The organism is Massilia sp. CT11-137 (genome assembly GCF_047302885.1).
Classification (GTDB): domain Bacteria; phylum Pseudomonadota; class Gammaproteobacteria; order Burkholderiales; family Burkholderiaceae_D; genus Telluria; species Telluria orientalis.
The window spans coordinates 1380489-1404781 of sequence record NZ_JBKYMP010000001.1; the positions used below are offsets into that span (position 1 = coordinate 1380489).

Consider the following 24293-nt stretch of genomic DNA (forward strand, 5'->3'; position numbering starts at 1 on the left):
AGTATAACTGCTTGTTAGTCTGGAATTATATGTTGCTTGAACCAATCCTCAGTGCAACAATCGTTACTTGTGACGACGGTCACAGACTTTAGCATTTGCGTCAGGACAATGCTAGTTATGGAGGACTCTATGCTGAAAAAACTCGCCCTGGCCGCCGGCCTGATGTGGTCGCTTGTCGACATGGCGTACGCCGCCGAGGCCGGGCGTGTGGTATTTACTGCCGGACAGGCCCAGGTCGGCCGCCACGCCGCCGCCCTGGATACCGCGGTGGGCGAGGGCGACGAACTGTCGACCGGCGCCGACGGCTATATCTATATGAAGACCGTCGACAACGGTTTCCTGATCCTGCGCCCGAACAGTACGGCGCGCGTCGTCACGTATTCGATCGACAAGGCCGATCCGTCGAAGACGCAGGTCAAGCTCGAGCTCCTGCAGGGAGTGGCGCGGGCGATTTCCGGCCAGGGCGTCAAGCAGGCGCGGCAGAATTTCCGCTTCAACACGCCCGTCGCCGCGATCGGCGTGCGCGGGACCGACTTCACCGTGTACACCGACCAGCAGACCACCCGCGTGACCGTGCTGTCCGGCGGCGTCGTGATGAGCGGCTTCGGCGCCAACTGCACGGCCGCGGGCACGGGCCCCTGCGAGGGCCGCAGCGCACGCGAGCTGTTTGCCGCCCAGGCGGGCTTGCTGCTGCAGGTGGAGCGCGGCACCAGCGTGCCGCAACTGCTGCAGAACCCGGCACTGGCGCCGGACCAGACGGAAAAGCCGCGCAGCGACGAACCCGCCGCCAAGCAGGCGCTGTCGGCGACGCCGGCGGCCCAGGTCAACCTCGATCCGCAGCGCTCGGAGCAGTCGTTGAACAGCGCGCGTCCGGTGACGCCGCCGCCGGCGTCGAACAACCCGCCGCCGGTCGTCACGCCGCCGCCCGTCGTGATCAACGACCCGGCGCCGCCGAAACCGTTGCCGCCGTCGCCGTCGGAGATCTTCTGGGGCCGCTGGCAGACGCTCGCCGGCCTGCCGGCGCAACCGGGGCGTATCGGCGATCCGGATGTGGAAATTGCCACGTATTACGCGCCGTATGCCATTACCCGCGTAAAGAATACGGAGCTCGTACTTCCGAGGGACGGCACGGCCGCATTCAAATTGATGAGTGGCGAAGCGATCATGTCGAATAGCATCGGCGACCGCCCTGCCAATATCCAGTCGGGGCAGTTGAGTATGGACTTTTCCAAAAGAACGTTTTCGACGTCATTGGACGTGAGAGCGGGAAATGATCGTGCCGACGTCATCGGCAACGGCGTGATTACCGACAAGGGGATGCTGTATGAGGGAATCGGCTCGCCCACCATCATCCGCGGCTATCTGGGCGGTTCGAACGCCGAACAGGCGGGTTATATCTTCAAGAATTCCGCCACGCCCGGTATTACCGTCAGCGGCGCCACGCTGTGGGGACGCTGAAAATACCGCCAATTGCGTGGAAATCCGTGAGTATCGGAAATAACGTGTAAATAAATTGTATTAATGAAGTAAAAATTCGTAGCTTTGTGATGGCTGTCACAACGTTACTTTGGTGGTCTGGCAATATACTTCGCAGTTCTGCAAATAGCGTTCCGTATCTCGGCACGCGAACCGGTAGCAGACTTCGGTTTAAACCACAATCTTTAAAGGATTTCACATCATGGCAGCACAAGACTACACCAGCGTAGTGCAGCAACTGTACGTTTCGTACTTCGGCCGTCCGGCCGACTACTATGGCCTGCAGAATTTCTCGGCAGCCCTCGACAAGATGGGTGCAGACACGGACTTTGCTAAGGTGCAAGCTGCTGTGCAGGCCGACAAGGCAGGCACCACCGAACTGTCGAAACTGGTGAACAGCTTCAACGCGTCGCCGGAATCGGTTGCCCTGTACGGCAACGACAACAGCCAAATCGGCATCGGCAAATTCGTCAACGCCATCTACCAGAACGTCCTGGGCCGTGACGCCGACAAATCCGGCTTCGACTTCTGGGTCAACGCCATCACCACCGGCGAACTGACCAAGGCCAACGCCGCCGCCGCCATCACCCAGGCAGCACTGACCAACACGTCGGATCAGGGCAAGCTGGACGCACTGACCGTGCAGCACAAGCTGGCCGTCGCCACCGCCTTCACGACCGCACTGGACACCCCGGCCGAGATCACCTCGTTCGCCGGCGACGCAGCCGCTGCAGCCGCACGTGCGCTGCTGCTGGGCGTGAACAGCAGCACCGACGTGACCGCATACCAGGCCAACATCAACGACACCATCGAAAAGCTGGGTAACGTCGTCAATGGCCAGACCTTCTCCGTGACCACCGGCATCGACACGCTGGTCGGCACGAGCGGCAACGACGTGTTCAATTCGCTGAACATCGCAGCTGACGGCCACACCCTGTCTGACACCCTGAGCCAGTTCGACTCGATCGACGGCGGCGCAGGCAAGGACACGCTGAACATCTACACCGACGGTACCAACAACGCTTCGATCCAGGCCAACACCACGATCAAGAACATCGAAACCGTCAACATCTTCAATACCGGCGCTGCTGCTACCGGCCTGACCGACGCTTCGCAATACGCTGGCGTGACCGCCCTGTGGCAAACCGGCAATGCTGCCGACGTCACCAAGCTGGATGCAACCACGACCGCTGGTTTCCACAACCTGGCTGTCGTTGTTGGTGGCGTGACCGTCACTGCTGCCGACGCGGCTACTAGCGCAACCGTCGCCCTGGACAAGGCAGCGGAAGGCGCAAACCTGAACGTGGCTTCGACCGGTTCGGGCAAGCTGGCTTCGGTCATCGTGGGCGGCACCGTCGTCAAAGGCAACATCAATCTGGACATCACCGGTGGTAAGGACGTCCAGTCGCTGATGGTCAACACCGCTGTTGCCGCCAACCTGACGGTCAACAACAACGGCACCGGCAAAGTAGTTACTGCGGTCGATGCCAGCGCAAGCACCGGCGCCATCACCTACGTCGCTGCGGACACCGTTGCCAACATCAAGACCGGTTCGGGCAACGATGACGTGACCTTGGCCACCGTCACTGTCAAGGACAAAACCAACGCCACCGTCAATACCGGCGCAGGCAACGACACCATCACCGTCGACGCAAAGGGCGACGGCATCGTGACGATCACCGCTGGCGATGGCAACGACACCGTAAAAGTCATCGGCCGCAACACCGGCGCGCTGAACGTCGACCTGGGCGCAGGCAACGACACCTTCACCTCGACCGTGGCTATCGGCGCGAACGACAAGATCGACGCCGGCGCAGGTACCGACACCCTGCTGCTGAATCTGGTCGGTTCGGCCAACGTGGGCGCCTTCAGCAACTTCGACGCATTCGACGCCAAAGGCCTGAGCAAAGCCCTGGACATCGACATCCTGTCGCTGAAGAACACCGTGACCGAAATCGTCGCCAGCGGCGACGTCGGCCTCGGCGCTTCTCTGGAGAACGTGGGTGCAGGCGTGGGCTACCGCGTCACCGGCAATACCGCCGGTAATGTGCTGACCATCAACCAGAAAGTCGCTGGCGACCTGACCGTGACGCTGGACATCGACGAATCGGGCGATGCCAAGACCACGACCGCTGCCGATGCTCATGCAGCCGTGAACGCCAAAAACGCCACTGGCGTGAAAGTCGTGTTCGACTCGTCGTTCGTCGACGCATCGAAAGCTGCAGGCGACAACGCCGCTGCACTGAACCTGACCGCTGGCGCAGCGAAGACCATCGCTGTCACCTCGGGCGGCGCCAACGCCGAAAACCACCTGGCGCTGACCGCCAGCGACGCGCTGACCTCGCTGACCGTCACCGGTGCAAGCAAACTGGTGATCGACTCGATCGCCAGCGCAGGCAAGCTGGCATTGATCGACGCATCGGCTGCAACCGGTGGCCTGACCGCCTCGCTGGCTAACGTCGACGGCGGCGGCACCATCAAGCTGGGCACGGGCGCTGACATCATCACCATCACCAACGCTTCGACTGGTAATGGTGTCGAGTCGATCTCGGGCTTCGAGAAGACCGCCGCCGCTGCCGTGGGTTCGGACGCGGACGCCGCGAAGGCCGCAATCGCCGCCGCCGACGTGCTGTCGTTCGCTGGTAAGGTTGCTACCGACGGCGGCCAGATCTCGCACGGCGTGCTGAGCTTCACCGGCGCGGGCCCGTCGACCCTGGATGCTGCTATCGGCCTGGCCAACACGGCCGCTGCGGGTGCTGGTACGGCTGTCGTGTTCGAATACCTGGGTAACTCCTACGTGTTCGTGCAAGGCGACGTCGCCGCCGACACCGTGGTCCAGCTGGCTGGCATCACCGGCATCAAGAACTTCGCCGAAGACGGTTCGACCGACCACTTCTTCATCGTCTAATCGATGCTTCGGCTGCCATCCGCTCCGGCGGATGGCACTGAATGACAAGGGCAGGGCGGGTTCGGCGGAACGGTTGTCGCGACTTCTGTAGTGCTGTCGAATGCGGAGCATATCTGCTGGGTGTCGGCCGGATGGATAACACGCACCGGTCCCGGAGCCAACCATGTCCTTCAGGGGCCATGCTGCAAAGCGTGGCCCTTTGTGTTTTGTCTGTTGTTACCAACGTAGCGGCCCAACCTCTCCGAGATTTAATCAAATGCGTTATTAAAATGTGATCCTCGTCACATTTTCTCGATCTTTTAGGCGATAATGTCGCGTCTGCTTGATATTGGATATTTCCATCCATCAAGTACCTCAACGACGGCCTGAAGATGAACAATAAACAATCCCAACCCAAGAACGAGATCGAGCTCGCGCTACGCAGCTTCAAGAGCACCTTCGTGACCGTGGGCACGTTCAGTGCCATCACGAACCTGTTGGCCCTCGTGCCTTCGCTGTACATGCTGCAGGTCTACGACCGCGTGCTGGCGAGCCGCAACGGGGTCACGCTGCTCATGCTCACCTTGATCATGCTCGGCGGCTTCCTGCTGCTCTCGGCGCTGGAAATGATGCGCAGCTTCGTGCTCGTGCGCGTGGGCGCCAAGTTCGACATGATGCTGAACAAGCGCGTCTACACGGCGGCCTTCGAGCAGAATCTCAAGAAGGCGGGCGGCAACGCCGGGCAGGCGCTCAACGACCTGACGAACCTGCGCCAGTTCCTGACCGGTAACGCGCTGTTCGCGTTCTTCGACGCGCCGTGGTTCCCGATCTACCTGATCGTCATCTTCTTCTTCGAGCCCTGGCTCGGCCTGTTCGCGCTGTGCGGTACCGCCGTGCTGATCGTGCTGGCCGTCGTCAACGAAAAACTGTCGCGCGCGCCGCTCAGCGAAGCCAACACCATGGCGATCATGGCCGGCACGCTGGCGACCAACAACCTGCGCAACGCCGAAGTCATCGAATCGATGGGCATGCTGCCCAACCTGATGAGCCGCTGGTTCAAGCTGCACAGTCGCTTCCTGAACCTGCAGGCGGACGCCAGCCAGAAGGCCGGCGTCGTCGGCGCCATCACCAAGTTCGTCCAGTCCTCGCTGACGTCCGGTGTGCTCGGTTTCGGCGCGCTGCTGGCGATCGACGGCCGCATCACCCCGGGCATGATGATCGCCGCGTCCATCCTCGTGGGCCGCGCGCTGGCGCCGGTGCAGCAGGTGATCGCGGTGTGGAAATCGTGGGCGAGCACCCGCAGCGCCTATGGCCGCCTGGCCGAGCTGCTGAACGGTAATCCGGAGCGCAGCGCCGGCATGGAATTGCCGAAGCCGCAAGGCATCCTGACGGTCGAAGGCGTCACCGCGGCGCCGCCGGGCGCGGCGCAAGCCGTCGTGCGCGGCCTGTCGTTCGCCATCGCGCCGGGCGACGCGCTCGGCGTGGTCGGCCCGTCCGGCTCCGGCAAGTCGACGCTGGCGCGGCTGCTGGTGGGCGTCTGGCCGGCTGCGGGCGGCAAGGTGCGCCTCGACGGCGCCGACATCTACAGCTGGAACAAGGGCGAACTGGGCCCGAACATCGGCTATCTGCCGCAAGACATCGAACTGTTCGGCGGGACCGTCAGCGACAACATCGCCCGCTTCGGCGAAGTCGATCCGGAAAAAGTGGTCGAGGCCGCCAAGCGTGCGGGCGTGCACGACATGATCCTGCACCTGCCGAAAGGCTACGATACGCCGCTGGGCGACGCCGGCGCCGGCCTGTCCGGCGGCCAGAAGCAGCGCCTGGGCCTGGCCCGCGCCATGTACGGCGATCCGGCGCTGATCGTCCTCGACGAACCGAATTCGAATCTCGACGAGATCGGCGAACAGGCGCTCGTGCAGGCCGTGCTCGACCTGCGCCGGCGCGGCAAGACGATCGTCCTGATCACGCACCGCACCAGCATCATCGGCGCCACCAGCAAGCTGCTCGTGATGCGCGACGGCGTCGGCCAGATGTTCGGCCCGACCGACCAGGTGCTGGCCGCCCTCCAGGAAGCGAACCAGAAGGCGGCGCAACAGCAGGCCGCCGCCCAGCAGCAGGCCGCCCAGCAGGCCGCGCAGGCGCGTGCCCAGGCCATGCAGCAGGCGCCCGCAACGACGGAACAAGGAAGCAAATAATGAAGCTCGTGAAACACAACGATGCGCACAAGGAAGCGGGCAAGCCCGCGGCCACCGAAGTCATCACCCATGACGTCGAGCCGTTGACCGTCAACACCGACGCGCGCGCCTATGCGCGCCTGGGCTGGCTCATCGTCCTGCTCGGCGTCGTCGGCTTCCTGCTGTGGGCCGCTTTCGCGCCGCTCGACAAGGGTGTGCCGATGTCCGGCACGGTCGCCAAGGAATCGAACCGCAAGGCGGTGCAGCACCAGACCGGCGGCACCATCCAGGAAATCCTCGTCAGGGATGGCGACGTCGTGAAGGCGGGGCAGGTGCTCGTCCGCATGAACGGCGTGACCGCCAAGGCGGGCTACGACATCACCGAGGCCCAGTACCTCAACGCGCGCGCCACCGAGGCGCGCCTGCTGGCCGAGCAGGCCGGCGCGAAGACGATCCGCTTCCCGGACGAGCTGACGAAGCGCGCCGGCGATCCGCGCGTGGCCGAGACGATGACCCTGCAAACCCAGCTGCTGGCCTCGCGCCAGGCGTCGCTGCAGAGCGAGCTGGGCGGCGTGGACGAGAACATCGCCGGCCTGAAGTTGCAGATCCAGGGCCTGCAGGAAGGCCGCGAGAGCAAGAAGGCCCAGATGGGCTTCCTCAAGGAACAGCTCGCGGGCATGCGCGACCTGGCGAAGGATGGCTACGTCGCCCGCAACCGCCTGCTGGACCTGGAGCGCACCTATGCCCAGCTGCAGGGCGAGATCTCGGAAGACATCGGCAACATCGGCCGCGCCCAGCGCCAGGTGATGGAACTGACCCTGCGCAAGGCGCAGCGCGTGCAGGACTACCAGAAGGAAGTGCGCACCCAGCTGAGCGAGACGCAGAAAGAGGCCGAAGCCCAGGGCGCGCGCATGAGCGCCCAGCAATTCGAACTGTCGAACGTCGACGTCAAGGCGCCGGTCGACGGCACCGTCGTCAACCTCGCCGTGTTCACCAACGGCGGCGTCGTGCCGCCGGGCTTCAAGATGATGGACATCGTGCCGGCCGACGACCCGCTGATCGTCGAGGGCCAGCTGGCCGTCAACCTGGTCGACAAGGTGCACAAGGGCCTGCCGACCGAGCTGATCTTCTCGGCCTTCAATGCCAACCGCACGCCGCGCATCCCGGGCGAGGTCGAGACGGTGTCCGCCGACCGCAGCGTCGACGAGCACACGGGCGTCCCGTACTACAAGGTACGCGTGAAGGTGACGCCGGAAGGCGCGAAGATGATCGCCGCCCACCACATGGCCATCCGCCCCGGCATGCCGGCGGAACTGTTCGTCAAGACGGGCGAGCGCACGATGATGAGCTACCTGCTCAAGCCGGTCTTCGACCGTGCCCATTCGTCGATGAGCGAGGAATGACGATGGCGCGAGCGATCAGGACGGCCGTGGCCGCGGCCGCACTGCTGGCGCTGGCCGCCGGCAACGCGGGCGCGATCAGCCTGCAGCAGGCCTACGAGGCGGCACTGAAGAACGATCCGCAGTACCGCATGCATTACTTCGAGAAGGAATCGGCGAAGGAAAACGAGATTCTCGGGCGGTCGAACCTGCTGCCGCAGGTGTCGGCCAGCTATTCGGCGAACCGCAACGTGGCGGACCTCGACCAGTATTCGTCGCAGTACAACATGTGGTTCCCGAGTCATCCGCGCTACATCAGCCGGTCGTCCGCCATCCAGGTGCGCCAGCCGATCCTGAACCTGGACGGTGTCGTGCGCTACCGCCAGGGCAAGGTCCAGGCGAAGCAGGGCGCCCAGCAGTTCGAGGCGGATACGAACGACGTGATCCTGCGCGTCGTCGGCGCCTATGCCGATGCCCTGTTCGCCGAAGACCAGGTGGAGCTCGCGCGCGTGCAGCGCGACATGTACCAGGAACAGATGAAGGTCAACGCGCGCCTGTTCGAAAAAGGCGAGGGCACCAAGACCGACATGCTCGAGACCAAGGCGCGGTTCGACCTCGCCGAAGCCCAGCTGGTGGAAACGCAGGATAACGCCCAGGCCATGCGCGACACGCTGGCCGGCGTGATCGGCATGGAACCCGGCACGCTCGACAAGCTCGGGACGAATTTCCACTTCCAGCCGCTGAAGCCCGCGTCGATGGACGAGTGGCGCAGCATCGCGCTCGCGCACAATCCGCAACTGCTGTCCGCACGCCTCGGCGTCGAGAACGCGCGCCTGGAGATCCAGCGCAACAAGGCGGGCCACGCGCCGCGCGTGGATTTCATTGCGGCGTACAGCAAGGACGACTCGGCGTCTCTGCAGACTTACCAGCAGAACTCCGTGAACCGCACGATCGGCGTGCAGGTGAACATCCCGATCTACCAGGGCGGCGCCATCAGCGCGCAGACGCGCCAGGCCGCCGACAACTGGAACCGTGCCCAGTCCGACCTGGACAACCGCACGAACCAGGTGCTGGTCGAACTGCGCAAGGCGTACGACCTCGTGCAGAACAGCGTGGCCAAGGTCACGGCGCTGGAAAAGGCCGTCGCGTCCGGCAAGGAGCTGATGGTCGCCACCGAGCAGAGCATCAAGGGCGGCGTGCGCATCAATCTCGACCTGCTGAATGCCCAGCAACAGTTGTACTCGAGCCAGCGCGATCTCGCGCAGGCGCGCTATTCCTACCTGCTCGGCCTGCTGCGCCTGCGCGCGGCGGCCGGCACGCTCGGCGACAGCGACGTGCGCGAAGTGGCGGCGTATTTCCGTTGACACGCTCGTCGCCAGGCATGCACGAGGCCCGCTGCGTTCCGCGCAGCGGGCCTTTTATTTCCAGGAAGGCAAACTAGGTTTGGAACCTCGGTAGGGTGGGCGGCCTCCGCCCACGCGAACGCTTGCCATTCGCCGGCGCGCGTGGGCACGGGGTGCCCACCCTACCTGCTATCCAAGAAGTAACAATTGCGTCTTGGAATGTGAGCGATTACTTCTCTTAAGAAATAGTATCCATGAGGAACGCAGTCCGTTGCGCCTGAGTTTGGTGCGCCTCCCGTCCATCAATTCATGTAGCATGAATTCACAACCGTTAGATGGAGGCAGCGATGGCTGACAATGTGAGTGAGATTCAGAAGCTGTACGTGGAGTATTTCGGACGACCCGCGGATCCGGAAGGCTTGAACTTCTGGGTCAGCGCCATGAACCAGGATCCGAACGTGATCACGCAGATCCAGCACGACTTCGCGACGTCGGCTGAATACCAGGCGAATTACGGCGGCAAGAGCAACCACGACGTGGTGGAAGCGGTGTACCACAACATGTTCGGCCGCGAAGGCGATGCGGAAGGCGTGAAATTCTGGACCGACGCCCTCGACAACCACATCCTCAGCATCGAGCACGTGGTCAGCGAGATGGTCAAGGCGGCGCAGACGGCGCACAATGCCGACAGTATCGTGTTCAACGGCCGCCTCGCCGTCGCCGTCGAGTACACGAACCACCTCGACACTGCGGCCGAGATCTCGGCCTACATGGGGCCGAAGGCGTTCGACATCTCGTCGGGCCTGATCGACTCGATCGTCGACCTCGCCAGCGCCGCCATGGCGCGCGACCCGGGCGTCATCGATGCCAATATCGCCCAGATCGTGGGCAGCGCACAGGGCGTCGAAGCCCCGCACTTCGTGGCTTGAACCGGGTGTGGATGGCACGCACTCTGCGCAAGACGCGCTCGTGAACCGAAACGTGCCGGCTCCCGCTGCAGTATCGAGCGGGAGTTTTTTATTGCGCGGCCGCGGCGTCCCCGGCGGCGGATTCGACCGTTGCCTTGCCACCCGCGCAATGCGGGCACGATTTGCCGACCACATACTCCGGCGCCAGCTGCTGCCGCGGCGTCACGACGGCGCGGCACGCGAAGCATTGCACGGTTTCCGTCGGTTCCAGCTTCGGATTGAGGGCGGTACGGTAGTCGAACACGAAGCAGTCGCCCGTGTAGTGGTCGCCGCCCACTTCCTCGAAATACTTCAGGATGCCGCCGTCGAGTTGATAAACGCGGTCGTAGCCGATGTTCTGCATGTGGATCGCGGCTTTTTCGCAACGGATGCCACCCGTGCAGAACGTCACGACGGTCTTGCCCTTGAGCTCGTCCTTGTGTTTCTCGACGACTTCCGGGAATTCGCTGAACTTGTCGATGCGGTAGTCGAGCGTGTTGTCGAACGTGCCGACGTCGACTTCGAACGCGTTGCGAGTTTCCATCATGACGACCGGGACGCCGTCGTCGTCATGGCCCTGGTCGAGCCAGCGCTTGAGCGTCTTCGGCGCCACGGAGGGCGCGCGGCCCAGTTCCGGCTTGATCAGCGGCATGCGCATCGTGATGATTTCCTTCTTGATGCGAACCAGCATGCGGCGGTGCGACTGTTCGGTCGACACGCTTTCCTTCCACTCCAGGTCGGCCAGGCGGGCGTCGCTGCGCACCCAGGCGAGGTACTGGTCGATCTCCGCGCGCGGGCCGGAGACGAACATGTTAATGCCCTCCGGCGTCAGCAGGACGGTGCCCTTCAGGCCCAGCTCGTTGCACTTCGCCTGGTATTGCGGGCGCAATTCTTCGAGGTTGTCGAGGGTGACGAACTTGTAGGCGGCGATATTGACGTGCATGATCGTTAAAGCGGAGGAGCGTGGAATGAAGCCCTCTATTATAAGCCAGCCGCAGTGCCATGCGTGGCGACAGCACCACAGACAGCATGCTGCCCCGCTTGGCTCGACAGTTAACCTTTATAAAAGTTCGCTGGCGCATATGAGCCGCCGCAAACAGCCGTATTGACGTCTCCCCTTAGGATGGTTTGCATCTTTCAACGAGGGGTGAATCATGACGAAGCCAACGTTGTTCAAGGCCGGTCTCGCAGTCACCGGCGCCCTCCTGTTCGCGGCGCACGCGGGCGCGCAGGAAGTGATCCCGGTCGAGTTCCCGCAGGAAGTGAATATGGTGGGAGCGGGGGCGTTCGGGTTGCCGGACTTCCCCGGCTCCGAGGACTACCATCCCGAAGGCGCGGGTTTCCTGCACGCGAACTTCGGCAATGGCATGTGGTTGCGCGTGATCGGGCCCGAGGTCAGACTGAACGTGCTGCCGTCCGATATGAACCTGCCGGAGACGTTTGCCCAGCTGAAGAGCCTGCGGGCCGGCTTCCTCTACCGGGCACGGCCGACGCGCGACACGGACGTCGACGATGCCGTCGTGCGCCAGATGCGCCGGATCCCGGCCGCGTCCGAGCTCGGCATCTTTGCCAGCTACGACATGCCGATGGCCGGCGACCCGCTGCACAAGATCGTGTTCAGCGGCGACGTCGCGTGGAACACGAACAACCTGTACACGGGCGCCACGGGCAGCATCAAGGCGACGTATTTTTATCCGTTTCCACAAGGCATCGCCGGGCGGCCGGTGCTTGGCTCGGCCGGTTTCAGCCTGTTTTTCGCGAGCGACCATTTCGCGGACCGGTATTTCGGCATCAACGGTGCGGATCTCGCCGCGTTCCCGGAGCGGGGCGGCACGCCGTACCGGGCCGAGGGCGGGCTGATGTCGATCCGGGTCCCGTTCCAGCTGTCGTCGCAGTTCGACCGGCACTGGGGCGTGACCCTGGCCGGGCGCTATGAGCGGCTGCTGGGGGATGCGAAGGACAGCCCGATCGTGGACCGGCGCGGGAGTTCGAACCAGTGGGTGTTCGGCGGGGCCATCAATTATGCGTTTTAGCGGCCTTCCGCGTGGGCACGGAGGGCCACTCCGCTACTTCCGCGTGGGCACGGGGTGCCCACTCTGCTACTTCCGCGTGGGCACGGGGTGCCCACCCTACTACTTTCGCGTGGGCACGGGGGGCCAACCTGCTACGGGTCCGTAGGGTGGGCGGCCCTCCGCCCACGCGCACGCCCACGGCATGTCGACGTCACGCCGAGATCAAGCGCGGAACGCTTGTCAAGACCATCACCGTGCCTGGATGCAACCCTCCGATTCGGCCGTCCGAGGTAAAATGACAGGATGACTTCCCCGATCTTCACCCACCTCCGCGTCCATACCGAATACTCGATCGTCGACGGCCTCGTCCGTATTGACGACCTCGTGGCTGCCGCCGTCAAGGACCAGCAGCCGGCGGTGGGTGTCACCGACCTGGCCAACGCCTTTTGCCTCGTGCGCTTCTATAAAGCGGCGCGCGGCAAGGGCGTCAAGCCGATCGTCGGGGTCGATGCGTGGATCACGAACGACGAAAACCGCGACAAGCCGTTCCGCCTGCTCATCCTGTGCAAGAACAAGACGGGCTATCTGCAGCTGTGCGAACTGCTGTCCAAGGCGTGGCTCACGAACCAGTACAAGGGGCGGGCCGAGATGCGCGTCGAGTGGCTGGAAGCGCTCGCGACGTCGGTCTCCACGCTGGAGCCGGACGTGCCGCAATCGAATGGCCTGATCGTCCTGTCGGGCGCGCAGTTCGGCGACATCGGCCAGGCCATCGACAACGGCGACCTGGACAAGGCCGAGGCGTGCGCGCGCCGCTGGGCGCAGATCTTCCCGGGGCACTTCTACGTGGAGATCCAGCGCGCCGGCCAGCCGAACCAGGAACAGCAGGTGCGCCATTCGGTGGCGCTGGCGAACCGGCTCGGGCTGCCCGTCGTCGCGACGCACCCGGTGCAATTCATCAGCAAGGACGAGTTCATCGCCCACGAAGCGCGCGTCTGTATCGCCGAGGGCGAGATGCTGGCCAACGCCAAGCGCGTGCGCCGCTTCAATGAAGGCATGTGCTTCAAGTCGCAGGCCGAGATGGCGGAACTGTTCAAGGATCTGCCGGGTGCCTTGGCCAACTCGGTGGAGATCGCCAAGCGCTGCAACGTCACGCTGACGCTCGGCAAGCCGCAGTTGCCGAACTTCCCGACGCCGGGCATGACGATCGACGAATTCCTCGTCGCGGAAACGAAGAAGGGCCTGGAAGAGCGCCTCGTCGAGCTGTACCCGGATCCGGTGCAGCGCGAGAAGGAGCGCCCGCGCTACGAAGCGCGCCTGGAGTTCGAGAACAACACCATCATCAAGATGAAGTTCCCGGGCTACTTCCTCATCGTGGCGGAGTTCATCCAGTGGGGCAAGAACAACGGCGTGCCGATCGGTCCCGGCCGCGGCTCCGGTGCGGGTTCGCTCGTCGCGTACGCGCTCAAGATCACCGACCTCGATCCGCTGAAATACAACCTGCTGTTCGAACGTTTCCTGAACCCGGAACGCGTCTCGATGCCCGACTTCGACATCGACTTCTGCCAGGAAAAGCGAGAGCTGGTGATCCAGCACGTGAAGGACCTGTACGGCCGTGACGCCGTGTCGCAGATCGCCACGTTCGGTACGATGGCGGCGAAAGGCGCGATCCGCGACGTGGGCCGCGTGCTCGACTTCGGCTATAACTTCTGCGACGGCATCTCGAAGCTGATCCCGTTCAAGCCGGGCAAGCAGGTGTCCATCGCCGAGGCGATCGAAGAAGAACCGATGCTGAAGGAGCGCCTCGAAAACGAAGAAGAAGTGAAGCAGCTGCTCGATCTCGCGCAGCAGGTCGAAGGCATCACCCGCAATATCGGCATGCACGCGGGCGGCGTGCTGATCGCCCCCGGCAAGCTGACGGACTTCTGCCCGCTGTACACGCAGGGCGGCGATGCCGGCGTCGTGTCGCAGTACGACAAGGACGACGTGGAGGCGGCCGGCCTCGTGAAGTTCGACTTCCTGGGCCTGACCACCTTGACCATCCTCGACCGCGCCGTCAACTACATCCGCTCGCTCGATCCTGCCGACAAGGATTTCGAGCTGTCCAAGCTGCCGCTGACGGACCGGCCGACCTATAAACTGCTGACCGACGCGAAGACCGTCGCCGTGTTCCAGCTTGAAAGCCGCGGCATGCAGGGCATGCTGAAGGATGCGCGTCCCGACCGCTTCGAGGACATCATCGCGCTCGTGGCGCTGTACCGTCCGGGCCCGATGGATCTGATCCCGGACTTCTGCAAACGGAAACACGGCGAAAAGTTCGATTACCCGGACCCGCGCACGGAGTCGATCCTGTCCGAGACCTACGGCATCATGGTCTACCAGGAGCAGGTGATGCAGATGGCGCAGATCGTCGGCGGCTACTCGCTGGGCGGCGCGGACATGCTGCGCCGCGCGATGGGCAAGAAGAAGGCCGAGGAAATGGCCGAGCACCGCGCGATCTTCCGCGCCGGCGCCGCGAAGGACGGCCTGACGACGGAAAAGGCCGACGAGATCTTCGACCTGATGGAGAAGTTCGCGGGCTACGGCTTCAACAAGTCGCACGCGGCCGCGTACGCGCTGCTGTCGTATCACACGGCGTACCTGAAGGTCCACCACACCGCCGCGTTCATGGCAGCCAACATGTCGCTGGCCATGGAAGACACGGACAAGATCAAGATCCTCGTCGAGGACTCGATCGACATGTGCGGCCTGACGATCCTGCCGCCGGACGTCAACGAATCGCAGTTCCGCTTCACGCCGGAAGGCCCGCCGCCGTCCGTCACGGGCAAGCCGGTGAAAAACATCCGCTATGGCCTGGGCGGCGTGAAGGGCGCGGGGCAGGGCGCGATCGAGGCGATCATCGCCGCGCGTGAAGCGGGCGGCAGGTTCAAGGACCTGTTCGACTTCTGCAAGCGCGTCGACCGCAAGCAGATCAACCGCCGCACGATCGAGTCGCTGATCCGCGCGGGCGCGATGGACTGCTTCGGCATCGACCGCGCGGTGCTGCTGGCATCGGTCGCCTTCGCGATGGAAGCGGCGGGACAGGCCGCCGCCGCCGCCAACCAGGTCAGCCTGTTCGGCGGCGACGATTCCGACCTCGTCGCGCCGCCCGACTACGTGAAGGCGACGCCGTGGACGGACCGCCAGAAGCTGGCCGAGGAAAAGACCGCGCTGGGCTATTACCTGTCCGGTCACATGTTCGATTCGTACGCGCAGGAAGTGCGCCGGTTCGCCAAGACCAAGCTGAAGGACCTGGAACCGTCGCGCGACCCGCGCATGCTGTGCGGCGTGATCACGGGCGTGCGCACGCAGCTCACGCAGCGCGGCAAGATCCTCATCGTGTCGCTGGACGATAAGTCCGGCGTCGTCGAGGTCACCATCTACAACGAGCTGTTCGAACAGCACAAGAACATCTTCCGCGAGGACGAGTTCCTGCTCGTCGTGGGTAAAGTGTCGGAAGACCGCTTCAACGGCGGCCTGCGCATCACGGCGGAAAAGGTGTTCGACATCGCGACGGCGCGCATCCAGTACGGCCACAAGGTGGAGATGGACGTGGCCTGCACGATCGCGCCGGCGAAGCTGGCCGAGATCCTGCAGCCTTACCGTCACGAGAACGGGCTGCCGGTCAGCCTGCGCGTGACGCCGCAGGGCATCCCGTGCACCTTGCAGCTGGGCGACGCCTGGCGCGTGGCGCCGTCGGACGAACTGAAATACGCGCTCGAGCTGCACCTTGGCGCGAAGGAAGTGGCGGTCGAGTACTGAGGCCGTCATGCGTCGAACGGCGGGCGCCCGTGCCCGCCATCGACCTCCTCTATTTTCGGAGGACGACGATGCCGGCCCGTTGCCTGGAAAACAGCACCGTGCGCGCGCCCACGAGCGCGCGCATGCCCGGGATGCGCATCACCTTGCCGAGCAGGCCGCGCAGCTCGCGCCGGTACAGCGCGATGTAGAGATACTGGGCGTGCGGATGCACGGACCAGCCCGTGAAGCCAGCCTTCTTCGCGCCGCGGATGATTTTCGCGGGATCCATGTCGCGCTCCGTCGTGCCGAATTCCTGCATGATGGCCGCCGAGCGCCGCCCGTGGCCCAGCCCCGGTTCCGACGTGATGCAGATGCCGCCGGGCTTCAGCACGCGGGTCCAGCCTGTGCCGCAGCCCTTGTCCAGCAGGCGGCCGCCTTCCGGCATCAGGCCCATCATGGCGCCGAGTTGCCCGCCGTGGGTCGCCATGTGCAGTCGTGAAATCGAAAAAGTCGCTGTTCTAATGGATGCCTTGCCGAAGCCATGTGTGCATATGGCAAGTTAATTTGCTAACAGGTGTTGCGCCGCCGCCGCGTCCGACTAAAAGTGACCGCTAACATTCATTACCGTTTTAACTGAGCCATTGTGTTTGAGTGTGGTCATTGGTAAATATTGATCTACGGATATTTTCCGTGTTTACCGCGTCAGGAGACGGCGCCGATCAATATGAAAATTACATTTCGTCGTAAACTCTTCCTCCCCTTGTTACTCAGCTGGGTTTGTCTTCTTGCCGTGTTCACGGTGAACGCGCTGCAAAGCCGCGCATTGCGCCTCGAGGAGCGCAAGATCCAGTTATCGAACGCCAGCGAGATCGCCGCGTCCATCGCCAAGGAGTACGCGGCCCTCGCCGCCGCCGGCAAATTGTCCCTCGACGATGCGAAACAGCAGGCGCTGGCCCGGACCCGGGCGCTGCGCTTCGGCGCCAACGGCTACTTCACGGTCTACGACGACAAGTCCGTGCTGATGCATCCGATCAAGCCGGAACTAATCGGTTCCCCGCTCGGCAATGTCGTCGACTCGAACGGCCATAACCCTTATTCGGACGGCATGGCCGCGGCGCAGGCGAACGGCGCGGGTTTCATCGAATACTTGTGGGCCAAGCCGGGCTCGGACAAGCCGGTACCCAAGCTCACCCATGTCCAGGCGTATCGGCCCTGGGGTTGGTATTTCATGAACGGCCTGTACATCGACGACCTCGATCACGCCTTCTATGCCCAGCTGGCTGGCGCAGCCGCCTGGCTGGCCGTGATCGGCGCGCTGCTCACGGGCCTCGTCTGGATGATCGTGCGCAGCGTCGAGCGTTCGATCGGCGGCGATCCGGAAGACGCTGTCGCGGTGGCGCAGCGCATCGCGTCCGGCGACCTCGGCATGGATGTACCCGTGCGGGCCGGTGCCGAGGCGAGCCTGATGGCGGCCATGAAACGCATGCGCGACGCGCTGGCCGGCATCGTCGCCGACGTGCGCTCGGGCACGGACCTGATCGCCACGGCATCGCGCGAGATCGCCAGCGGCAACCTGGATCTGTCGAGCCGCACGGAAGAACAGGCCAGCTCGCTCGAAGAGACGGCCGCGTCGATGGAAGAGCTGACGTCGACCGTGAAGAACAGCGCCGAGAACGCGCGCGAAGCGAGCCGGCTGGCCGATTCCGCCGCCGAAGTGGCGGGCCGCGGCGGCGTCGTCGTCGCGCGCGTGGTCGATACGATGGCGTCGATCAACGCGTCGTCCAGCAAGATCGTCGACATCATCGGTGTCATCGACGGCATCGCGTTCCAGACGAATATCCTCGCGCTGAATGCCGCGGTCGAGGCGGCTAGAGCCGGCGAGCAGGGCCGGGGCTTTGCCGTCGTGGCGAGCGAAGTGCGCAACCTGGCCCAGCGTTCCGCCACGGCCGCCAGGGAAATCAAGGCCCTGATCGGCGATTCCGTCGCGCGCGTGGACGATGGTGCGAAGCTCGTGGAGGAAGCGGGCGCGACGATGCAGGAGATCGTCGCGAGCGTGAACAAGGTCAGCACGATGATCGGTGCAATCAGCAGCGCCACGCAGGAGCAGGGCGAGGGCATCGAGCACATCAACCGGGCCATCGCCCAGATGGACCAGGTGACCCAGCAGAACGCCTCGCTCGTCGAGGAAGCGGCGGCCGCGTCGGAAGCGATGCAGGAGCAGGCCGCGAAGCTGGCCCAGGTGGTCAGCGTGTTCCGCGTGGACGCGGCGCCCGTGGAGACCCGCTTGGCCGCTACGGCGCCGGCCGCGCGTGCTCGCGCAACCCGATCGTTGCCTGCGTAATCTTGTTGGCAGCGCGTTCGAGGACGACCTTGCGGTTGCAGGTCTCCTGGTCGCGCTGCGCCTCGCGGTGCCACAGGTGGAATACCTCGGTGGCAAAGGCGCCGTCCTTGCGGCGCACGCCCGCGTGGAACAGCCGCACGACGAGGTCGGAATCTTCATGGCCCCAGCCCGTGAAGCTCTCGTCGAAGCCGTTCACCTTCTCCAGGTCGCTGCGCCAGACCCCCAGGTTGCAGCTCTTGATACGCCGCCAGGTGAATTTGCGCGACGTGCGGCCCAGGTCGGGCCAGCGCAGCCCCAGCGGCTGCAGCGTCTTGTTCAGGTCGCCCCGCAGCCGCCATCCCAGCCGGGTCAGCGGCGCCGTGGCGCCTACATCGATCCCGTCGTCCAGCACCCGGCGCGTCAGCGCTTCCGACATCAGGATGCGGCTGCCCGACACGAGGCACGCGGGCTCGGCCAGCATTCGATGGCGCGCGATGAAATCGCGTTGGGGGATACAGTCGCCGTCCAGGAAGATGATGTAGTCGCCCGTCGCGGCCAGCGTGCCGCGGTTGCGCGCCATCGCGGCGCGAAAACCCTGGTCGGGTTGCCAGACGTGGCGCAGAAGCACCGGTGACGCCGCCGCCAGCCGCTCCACGCAGGCACGCGTGTTGGCAGTCGAGCCATCATCAGCGATAATGATTTCGAAATTCTTGTCGTTCTGCATAAAACATGCCCGCACCACCGCCTCCAGCGCGTCTGGCCGGTTATAGGTGGTGATCACGACCGAGATTGTCTGTGCGTGAAGCATAAGGTCCAGTGTACACTCCCATATTTTGGGCACGTCGCTAAACCTCGACGGTTTTACGAGGTGCCATCAGGGGCAAGAGTATCCCACAAGAACATCGATGAACAGCAATCCGACGAACACGAGGGAGCCGATGCGGGTCTGGATCGGCACCCTGGCCTTCCTGTTACCCTTTTTGAGCCTCGTCACCTCGTTCGGTGTGAATCTTGCGAGTTTCCTGTTCCTGGCCAGCGCTTTGATATTCTTCAAACCGAGCCGGGATGCGCTCGTGCGCCACTGGCCGCAGGTACGCTGGGTCGTGCTAGCCTTCCTGCTGCACTTCCTGTTCGTGCTCGCCTGCGCGCTGCTGCGCGGCGAACGGCTCAGCGTGCAGGAAAAGCCGCTGCGCATGCTCCTGTCGGTGAGCGCGCTGGTCCTCGTCGTGGCCATGCGCGCGCCGCGCCGGGCGCTGTGGTGGGGCGCGAGCGCAGGCGCCGTGGCGGCGCTGCCGTTCATCGCCTGGCAGCGTCTCGTGCTGCACATCGACCGGCCGGGCGGATTCGTCAATTCGATCACGTTCGGCGACTTGGCGATGCTGCTGGGGCTGCTGTCGCTGGCCGGCGCGATCGACATGCGCGAGCGCCCGCGCGATGCGGTGCTGGCCGGCGCCGGCGCGCTGGCGGGACTCGCCGCGTCCGTGCTGACGGGCACCCGCGGCAGTTGGGCAGCGGTGGTGCTGGCGCTGCTGGTGCTGGGGCGCCACGTGCGCGGGATCGACAGCCGCCGGGTGCGCGCGCTGCTGGCCGGCGGCGTGGCCGTGCTGGCCGCGGCCTGGTTCACGCCGGCGCTGGGCGTGCAGGAGCGCTTCGCCCAGGGCATCAGCGACGCCCGCATCTGGTACGAGGGCGGCACCGTGTGGACGAACGTCGGCACCCGGCTGGAGTTGTGGAAGGGTGCCATCATGCTGATCCGCGAACATCCGGTGCTGGGCATGGGTTTCGATGCCTGCCGCGTCCGCCTGGCGGAATATGCGCAGGCCGGCCGGCTCGATCCGTTGGTGCTCCAGCTGCCGCACCTGCATAATGACGTGTTGCAGGCCCTGGCGACGGGCGGCGTCGTCGGTTTCGTCCTCTGGGCCGCCACGCTGGTTGCGCCCCTGCGGTTCTTCCTGCGCCGGCTCGGCCAGGATGCGCGCGGACCGCAGTTCGCGGTCGCGCTGGGCGGAGCGTTCGTGGTGCTGGGCTATGTCGGCTTCGGGCTGACGGAAGTGATTTTCTGGTCTATGAAGGGCAGTCTGTTCTATGCGCTCATGGTGTTTCTGCTCATGGGCTTCTGCCTGAATGCGAAAGAAAAAATTGGATAACAGTGTCATCATCAAGCGCCTGTGGGCGATCCTGAAACCCTATCGCGGGCGCGCCTTCCTGTCGCTGCTCGCGATGGCGTTGACGGCCGCCACCCAGCCGTTGCTGGGCGAGGCCCTGAAGCTGCTGATGGACATGGGCTTCAAGAACAAGGTGCCGTTCAGCCTGTGGTGGATCCCTGGCGTGCTGGTGTCGATCTTCGTCCTGCGCGGCATCGGCACGTTCGCCACCGCCTATTACAACAACTGGGTGCTGTCGCGCGTGCTGAACGACTTGCGCGCGCAGGCGTTCGCGCGGCTGCTGCGCCTGCCGGTCGCGCGCTTCCACGAAGAGTCGACCGGCAAGGTGATCAACACCGTCGTCGGCGACGTGCGCCAGGTCGTGGACATGATCCAGTCCGTGTTCATCTCGTTCGTGCGCGACGTGCTCGTCGTGATCGGCCTGCTCGGCTCGCTGCTGTGGCTGAACTGGATGCTGACCCTCGTCGCGATCGTCGTCGTGCCGCTCACTGCCGTGATCGTGCGCACCACCAGCCGCCGCCTGCGCCAGCTGAACCGCGAGAACCAGCGCGTGACGGCCGAGATGACGCAGGTCGTCGAGGAAGCGGCGCGCGGCCACCAGGTGATCCGCGTGTTCTCCGGCGAGCAGTACGAAAACCGCCGCTTCTACGAGCGCAGCGAAGCGCTGCGCGGCTTCTCGCAACGCATGACGGTGGCGTTCGCGGCGACCACGCCCGTGACCCAGATCGCCACGTCGCTGGCGTTGTCGGTCGTCGTGGTGCTGGCGCTGCGGGCCGACATGACGGTCGGCGAGTTCACCCAGTTCGTCACCCTGATGCTGATGCTGCTCACGCCGCTGAAGGCGCTGGCCGAAGTGAACGGCCCGATGCAGCGCGGGATCGCCGCGGCGGAAACCGTGTTCGCCCTGATCGACGCGCCGGTGGAACACGATCCGGGCACGCGCACCATCGCGCGCGCGCAGGGCCACGTGCGCTTCGAGCACGTGAAGTTCCGCTATCCGAACGCGCAGTCGCTCGCGCTGGACGACGTGTCGCTGGAAGTCAAGCCGGGCCAGACCGTCGCGCTGGTCGGCATGTCGGGCGGCGGCAAGTCCACGTTCGTGAACCTCGTCACGCGCTTCTACGAACCGGAATCCGGCCGCATCCTGCTGGACGGCATCCCGTACCAGGACATCCAGCTGCCGTCGCTGCGCGCCCAGCTGGCGCTCGTCAGCCAGAACGTCGTGCTGTTCGACGACACCCTGCGGGCCAACATCGCGTACGGCGTCGAGCACGTGGACGAGGCGCGCCTCGCGGCGGCCATCCACGCCGCGCACCTGGACGACGTCGTCGCGCGCCTGCCGGAAGGCGTCGACACGATGATCGGCGAAAACGGCATGCGCCTGTCGGGCGGCCAGCGCCAGCGCGTGGCCATCGCGCGCGCCATCTACAAGGATGCGCCGATCCTGATCCTGGACGAGGCCACGTCGGCGCTGGACAACGAATCGGAACGCGCCGTGCAGGCCGCCCTCGACACCCTGATGGCCGGCCGCACCACGTTCGTGATCGCGCACCGCCTGTCGACCATCGAAGGCGCCGACCTGATCGTCGTGATGGAACATGGCCGCATCGTCGAGCAGGGCACGCATGACGAATTGCTGTCCCGCGGCGGCATGTACGCCAACCTGTATCGGTTGCAGTTCTCGGCGCTGGTGGAAGAAACATGACGGAGAAAGATCGCACCCTCGTCATCTCGCCGAACTGGATCGGCGACGCCGTGATGGCCCAGCCCCTGCTGCGCCTGCTCAAGCAGGCCCACCCGGAGCGCGCCATCGACGTGCTCGCGCCGCCGCAAGTGGTGCCCGTGTGGCGCCGCATCCAGGAGGCGGACGACATCCTGGTGACGCCGTTCCGCCACCGCGCGCTGCAGCTGGGCGAACGGTGGCGCTATGCACGGATCCTGAAGGAGCGCGGCTACAGCGACGCCTACGTCTTGCCCAACACCCTGAAATACGCGCTGATCCCGTGGCTCGCGCGCATCCCGCGCCGCGTGGGCTACAAGGGAGAAATGCGCTACGGGATGGTCAACGTGATGCACCACGACGACAAGCCGCGCCGCTCGATGGTGCCATTCTACGCGGCCCTCGCGCGCGAGCCCGAGGTCCGGCTGCCGGGCAAGCTGGTGCGGCCCTACCTCGTCGTCGGCGGGGAAGAAACGGAACAGGTCGGCAAGCGTTTCGGCGTGGACTTGTCCCGTCCCCTGGTCGCGTTCGCGCCCGGTGCCGAGTTCGGCATCGCCAAGCGCTGGCCGCCTGCGTACTACGGCGCGCTGGCCGCGAAGGTCGTCGACGCCGTGCCGGGCGTGCAGGTGGTGCTGCTCGGTTCGCCGAACGACCGCGAGACGTGCGACCAGGTCCTGCGGCATGTCGCGGGTGCGGCCGGCGCCGCGGTGCGCAACCTGGCCGGCCAGACGTCGCTCGACGACGCCATCGCGCTGCTGGCGCGGGCGAGCGCCGTCGTCTCCAACGATTCCGGCCTGCTGCACATCGCCTCGGCGCTGAACCGGCCGGTCGTCGCCTTGTACGGCTCGACGGATCCGGATTACGCGCCGCCGCTGTCGGAGGTGGCGCGGACGGTGTCGCTGCGCCTGGCATGCTCGCCATGCCGCAAGCGCGAGTGCCCGCTCGGGCACCACGATTGCATGAACAAGATGAGCGTGGAGAGGGTGTGGAGCGAGCTGGTGCCGATTCTGGTGCCGGTGCGGAATGGTGCCGTAGCCTGAACTGGGCCCCTGCCTGCGCAGGGGCGACGGTTCATCGGCCGCGTAATCCTTCGCATACCTGGTCGGCGATGCTGCTGACCACGTCGTGCCGCTTGCGCGCCTCCGACCGCTTCTTCGACGGGATGCTGTCCAGGTCCGGCGCCGCCACCGGCGCGCAGTCGAGTTCCCAGTCGCCGTCGGCCCGCCTGCGCGCGCCCAGTTCTACCCACAGCTGGTCATAGTCGGCCAGCACGCGGCCGTTGCGGATCGCCTTGTAGATCACGCGGTTGCGGTTCGACACCATCACCATCCGTTCGCACCCGTAGCCGTGGCCCAGCTGGCGCACCAGCGTCGCCATCAGCTGCTTCGGGCGGATGCCGTGCAGCTCGCGCGTGGCCGTGCGGATCGCCTCGCGTGCATCCTCCGTCTTGCCGCCCTGGATGCAGCCGATGCTGACGGCCGGGCGGCCGTCGCGCGGCGCCACCGTGAACGCCACCGTGTACAAGGCCTTGTCATCCTGGGTCAGTTGCAGCACCAGTTCGCCCTCGCGGTCGAACATGTTCACGGTGCGCAGCTGGACCTGGTAGGACAGGCCGCTTTTCCCCGCCGCTTCGGCCAGCACGACGGGCCCCAGGCTGGCGCGCGCCAGCACCTGGCCCAGGCCGCGCTGGAACATGAAGTCGTAATGCGCGCGGATCGCCTCCAGGCGCGTGCGGGCATCCAGCACGTGGCTGATGTACGGACGGTAGACCTTGTACAGGAAGCGCGGGCAATTGCGCACGTATTCCGAGAATGCCGGATGTGCGTTGAGCAGGTGCAGCCACCGCGGCGTCTGGCGCGGATGCAGCGCGGCGCGCATGCAGATCTTGGCGTATTCGCGGGTGGACTTGAAGCCCGCCAGGTGCGGCGGAACGGCGGAGCGCAACGTGACGGCGGGGAAGGCAAGCGGGCGGTAGCCTGCATACATACCGGACACCGCGGGTAGCGGCCGGCGAGGGAAGTCGGACATGTGAGTCACACCAAGGTTGCGTAAAGTAACGCTAAGTAACGTAGTGTAACTAAAGAAATTCCGAC

16 protein-coding genes are annotated in these 24293 nt (G+C 64.9%); 12 read left to right on the top strand and 4 right to left on the bottom strand.

The annotated features are described in order from the left end of the window. The first annotated feature begins 129 nt into the window (after nt 1-129). The 6 genes from ACEN98_RS06230 to ACEN98_RS06255 all read left to right on the top strand — a co-directional run bounded on the left by ACEN98_RS06230 (nt 130) and on the right by ACEN98_RS06255 (nt 10188). Nucleotides 130-1458, top strand: a complete 1329-nt coding sequence (locus tag ACEN98_RS06230) for a FecR domain-containing protein (RefSeq protein ID WP_413382627.1) — start codon at nt 130-132, stop codon at nt 1456-1458. Between the two features lie 220 nt (nt 1459-1678). Next, nucleotides 1679-4384, top strand: coding sequence for a DUF4214 domain-containing protein (locus ACEN98_RS06235; RefSeq protein WP_413382630.1), 2706 nt, complete (start codon nt 1679-1681; stop codon nt 4382-4384). 371 nt (nt 4385-4755) lie between these two features. Beyond that, a complete protein-coding gene (locus ACEN98_RS06240) occupies nt 4756-6558 on the top strand; it encodes a type I secretion system permease/ATPase (RefSeq protein ID WP_413382633.1) in 1803 nt (600 codons plus the stop codon). Further along, a complete protein-coding gene (locus ACEN98_RS06245) occupies nt 6558-7940 on the top strand; it encodes an HlyD family type I secretion periplasmic adaptor subunit (protein ID WP_413382637.1) in 1383 nt (460 codons plus the stop codon). Before ACEN98_RS06240 ends, ACEN98_RS06245 begins: the two co-directional genes overlap by 1 nt. 2 nt (nt 7941-7942) lie before the next feature. After that, nucleotides 7943-9280: a TolC family outer membrane protein gene (locus ACEN98_RS06250; protein ID WP_413382640.1), complete on the top strand. Its 1338-nt coding sequence runs from the start codon at nt 7943-7945 to the stop codon at nt 9278-9280. Nucleotides 9281-9618: 338 nt separating this feature from the next. Then, nucleotides 9619-10188 (top strand): DUF4214 domain-containing protein, encoded by a 570-nt coding sequence (locus tag ACEN98_RS06255; protein ID WP_413382643.1) that lies wholly within the window; start codon nt 9619-9621, stop codon nt 10186-10188. Nucleotides 10189-10276: 88 nt separating this feature from the next. Here the strand turns inward: ACEN98_RS06255 and ACEN98_RS06260 are convergent, their stop codons facing one another. Continuing rightward, nucleotides 10277-11149 (bottom strand): sulfurtransferase, encoded by an 873-nt coding sequence (locus tag ACEN98_RS06260; RefSeq protein ID WP_413382646.1) that lies wholly within the window; start codon nt 11147-11149, stop codon nt 10277-10279. Nucleotides 11150-11360: 211 nt separating this feature from the next. On the opposite strand from ACEN98_RS06260, the gene ACEN98_RS06265 reads away from it, so the two are divergent. Further along, nucleotides 11361-12239, top strand: a complete 879-nt coding sequence (locus ACEN98_RS06265) for a MipA/OmpV family protein (RefSeq protein WP_413382649.1) — start codon at nt 11361-11363, stop codon at nt 12237-12239. A 282-nt stretch (nt 12240-12521) separates the two neighbouring features. Continuing rightward, a complete protein-coding gene (gene dnaE / locus ACEN98_RS06270) occupies nt 12522-16016 on the top strand; it encodes a DNA polymerase III subunit alpha (RefSeq protein WP_413382652.1) in 3495 nt (1164 codons plus the stop codon). 49 nt (nt 16017-16065) lie between these two features. On the opposite strand, the gene ACEN98_RS06275 is transcribed toward dnaE, so the two are convergent. Further along, entirely contained in the window at nt 16066-16482 is a 417-nt protein-coding gene (locus ACEN98_RS06275; RefSeq protein ID WP_413382655.1) for a hypothetical protein, read from the bottom strand. A gap of 312 nt (nt 16483-16794) precedes the next feature. On the opposite strand from ACEN98_RS06275, the gene ACEN98_RS06280 reads away from it, so the two are divergent. Next, nucleotides 16795-18336 (top strand): methyl-accepting chemotaxis protein, encoded by a 1542-nt coding sequence (locus ACEN98_RS06280; protein ID WP_413382658.1) that lies wholly within the window; start codon nt 16795-16797, stop codon nt 18334-18336. On the opposite strand, the gene ACEN98_RS06285 is transcribed toward ACEN98_RS06280, so the two are convergent. Next, on the bottom strand, nt 18287-19096 hold the full coding sequence (locus tag ACEN98_RS06285) for a glycosyltransferase family 2 protein (protein ID WP_413382661.1): 810 nt from the start codon (nt 19094-19096) through the stop codon (nt 18287-18289). The genes ACEN98_RS06280 and ACEN98_RS06285 overlap by 50 nt on opposite strands. Before the next feature lie 124 nt (nt 19097-19220). Here ACEN98_RS06285 and ACEN98_RS06290 point away from each other — a divergent pair, with 124 nt between their 5' ends. Genes ACEN98_RS06290 through waaF form a run of 3 tightly spaced genes read left to right on the top strand, consistent with a single transcriptional unit; the run spans nt 19221 to nt 23240 of the window. Beyond that, nucleotides 19221-20462, top strand: a complete 1242-nt coding sequence (locus tag ACEN98_RS06290) for an O-antigen ligase family protein (RefSeq protein ID WP_413382664.1) — start codon at nt 19221-19223, stop codon at nt 20460-20462. Then, nucleotides 20455-22185, top strand: a complete 1731-nt coding sequence (gene msbA, locus ACEN98_RS06295) for a lipid A export permease/ATP-binding protein MsbA (protein WP_413382667.1) — start codon at nt 20455-20457, stop codon at nt 22183-22185. Before ACEN98_RS06290 ends, msbA begins: the two co-directional genes overlap by 8 nt. After that, nucleotides 22182-23240 (top strand): lipopolysaccharide heptosyltransferase II, encoded by a 1059-nt coding sequence (gene waaF, locus ACEN98_RS06300; RefSeq protein WP_413382670.1) that lies wholly within the window; start codon nt 22182-22184, stop codon nt 23238-23240. Before msbA ends, waaF begins: the two co-directional genes overlap by 4 nt. 31 nt (nt 23241-23271) lie before the next feature. On the opposite strand, the gene ACEN98_RS06305 is transcribed toward waaF, so the two are convergent. Continuing rightward, nucleotides 23272-24228 (bottom strand): VirK/YbjX family protein, encoded by a 957-nt coding sequence (locus ACEN98_RS06305; RefSeq protein ID WP_413382672.1) that lies wholly within the window; start codon nt 24226-24228, stop codon nt 23272-23274. Nucleotides 24229-24293: the final 65 nt, after the last annotated feature.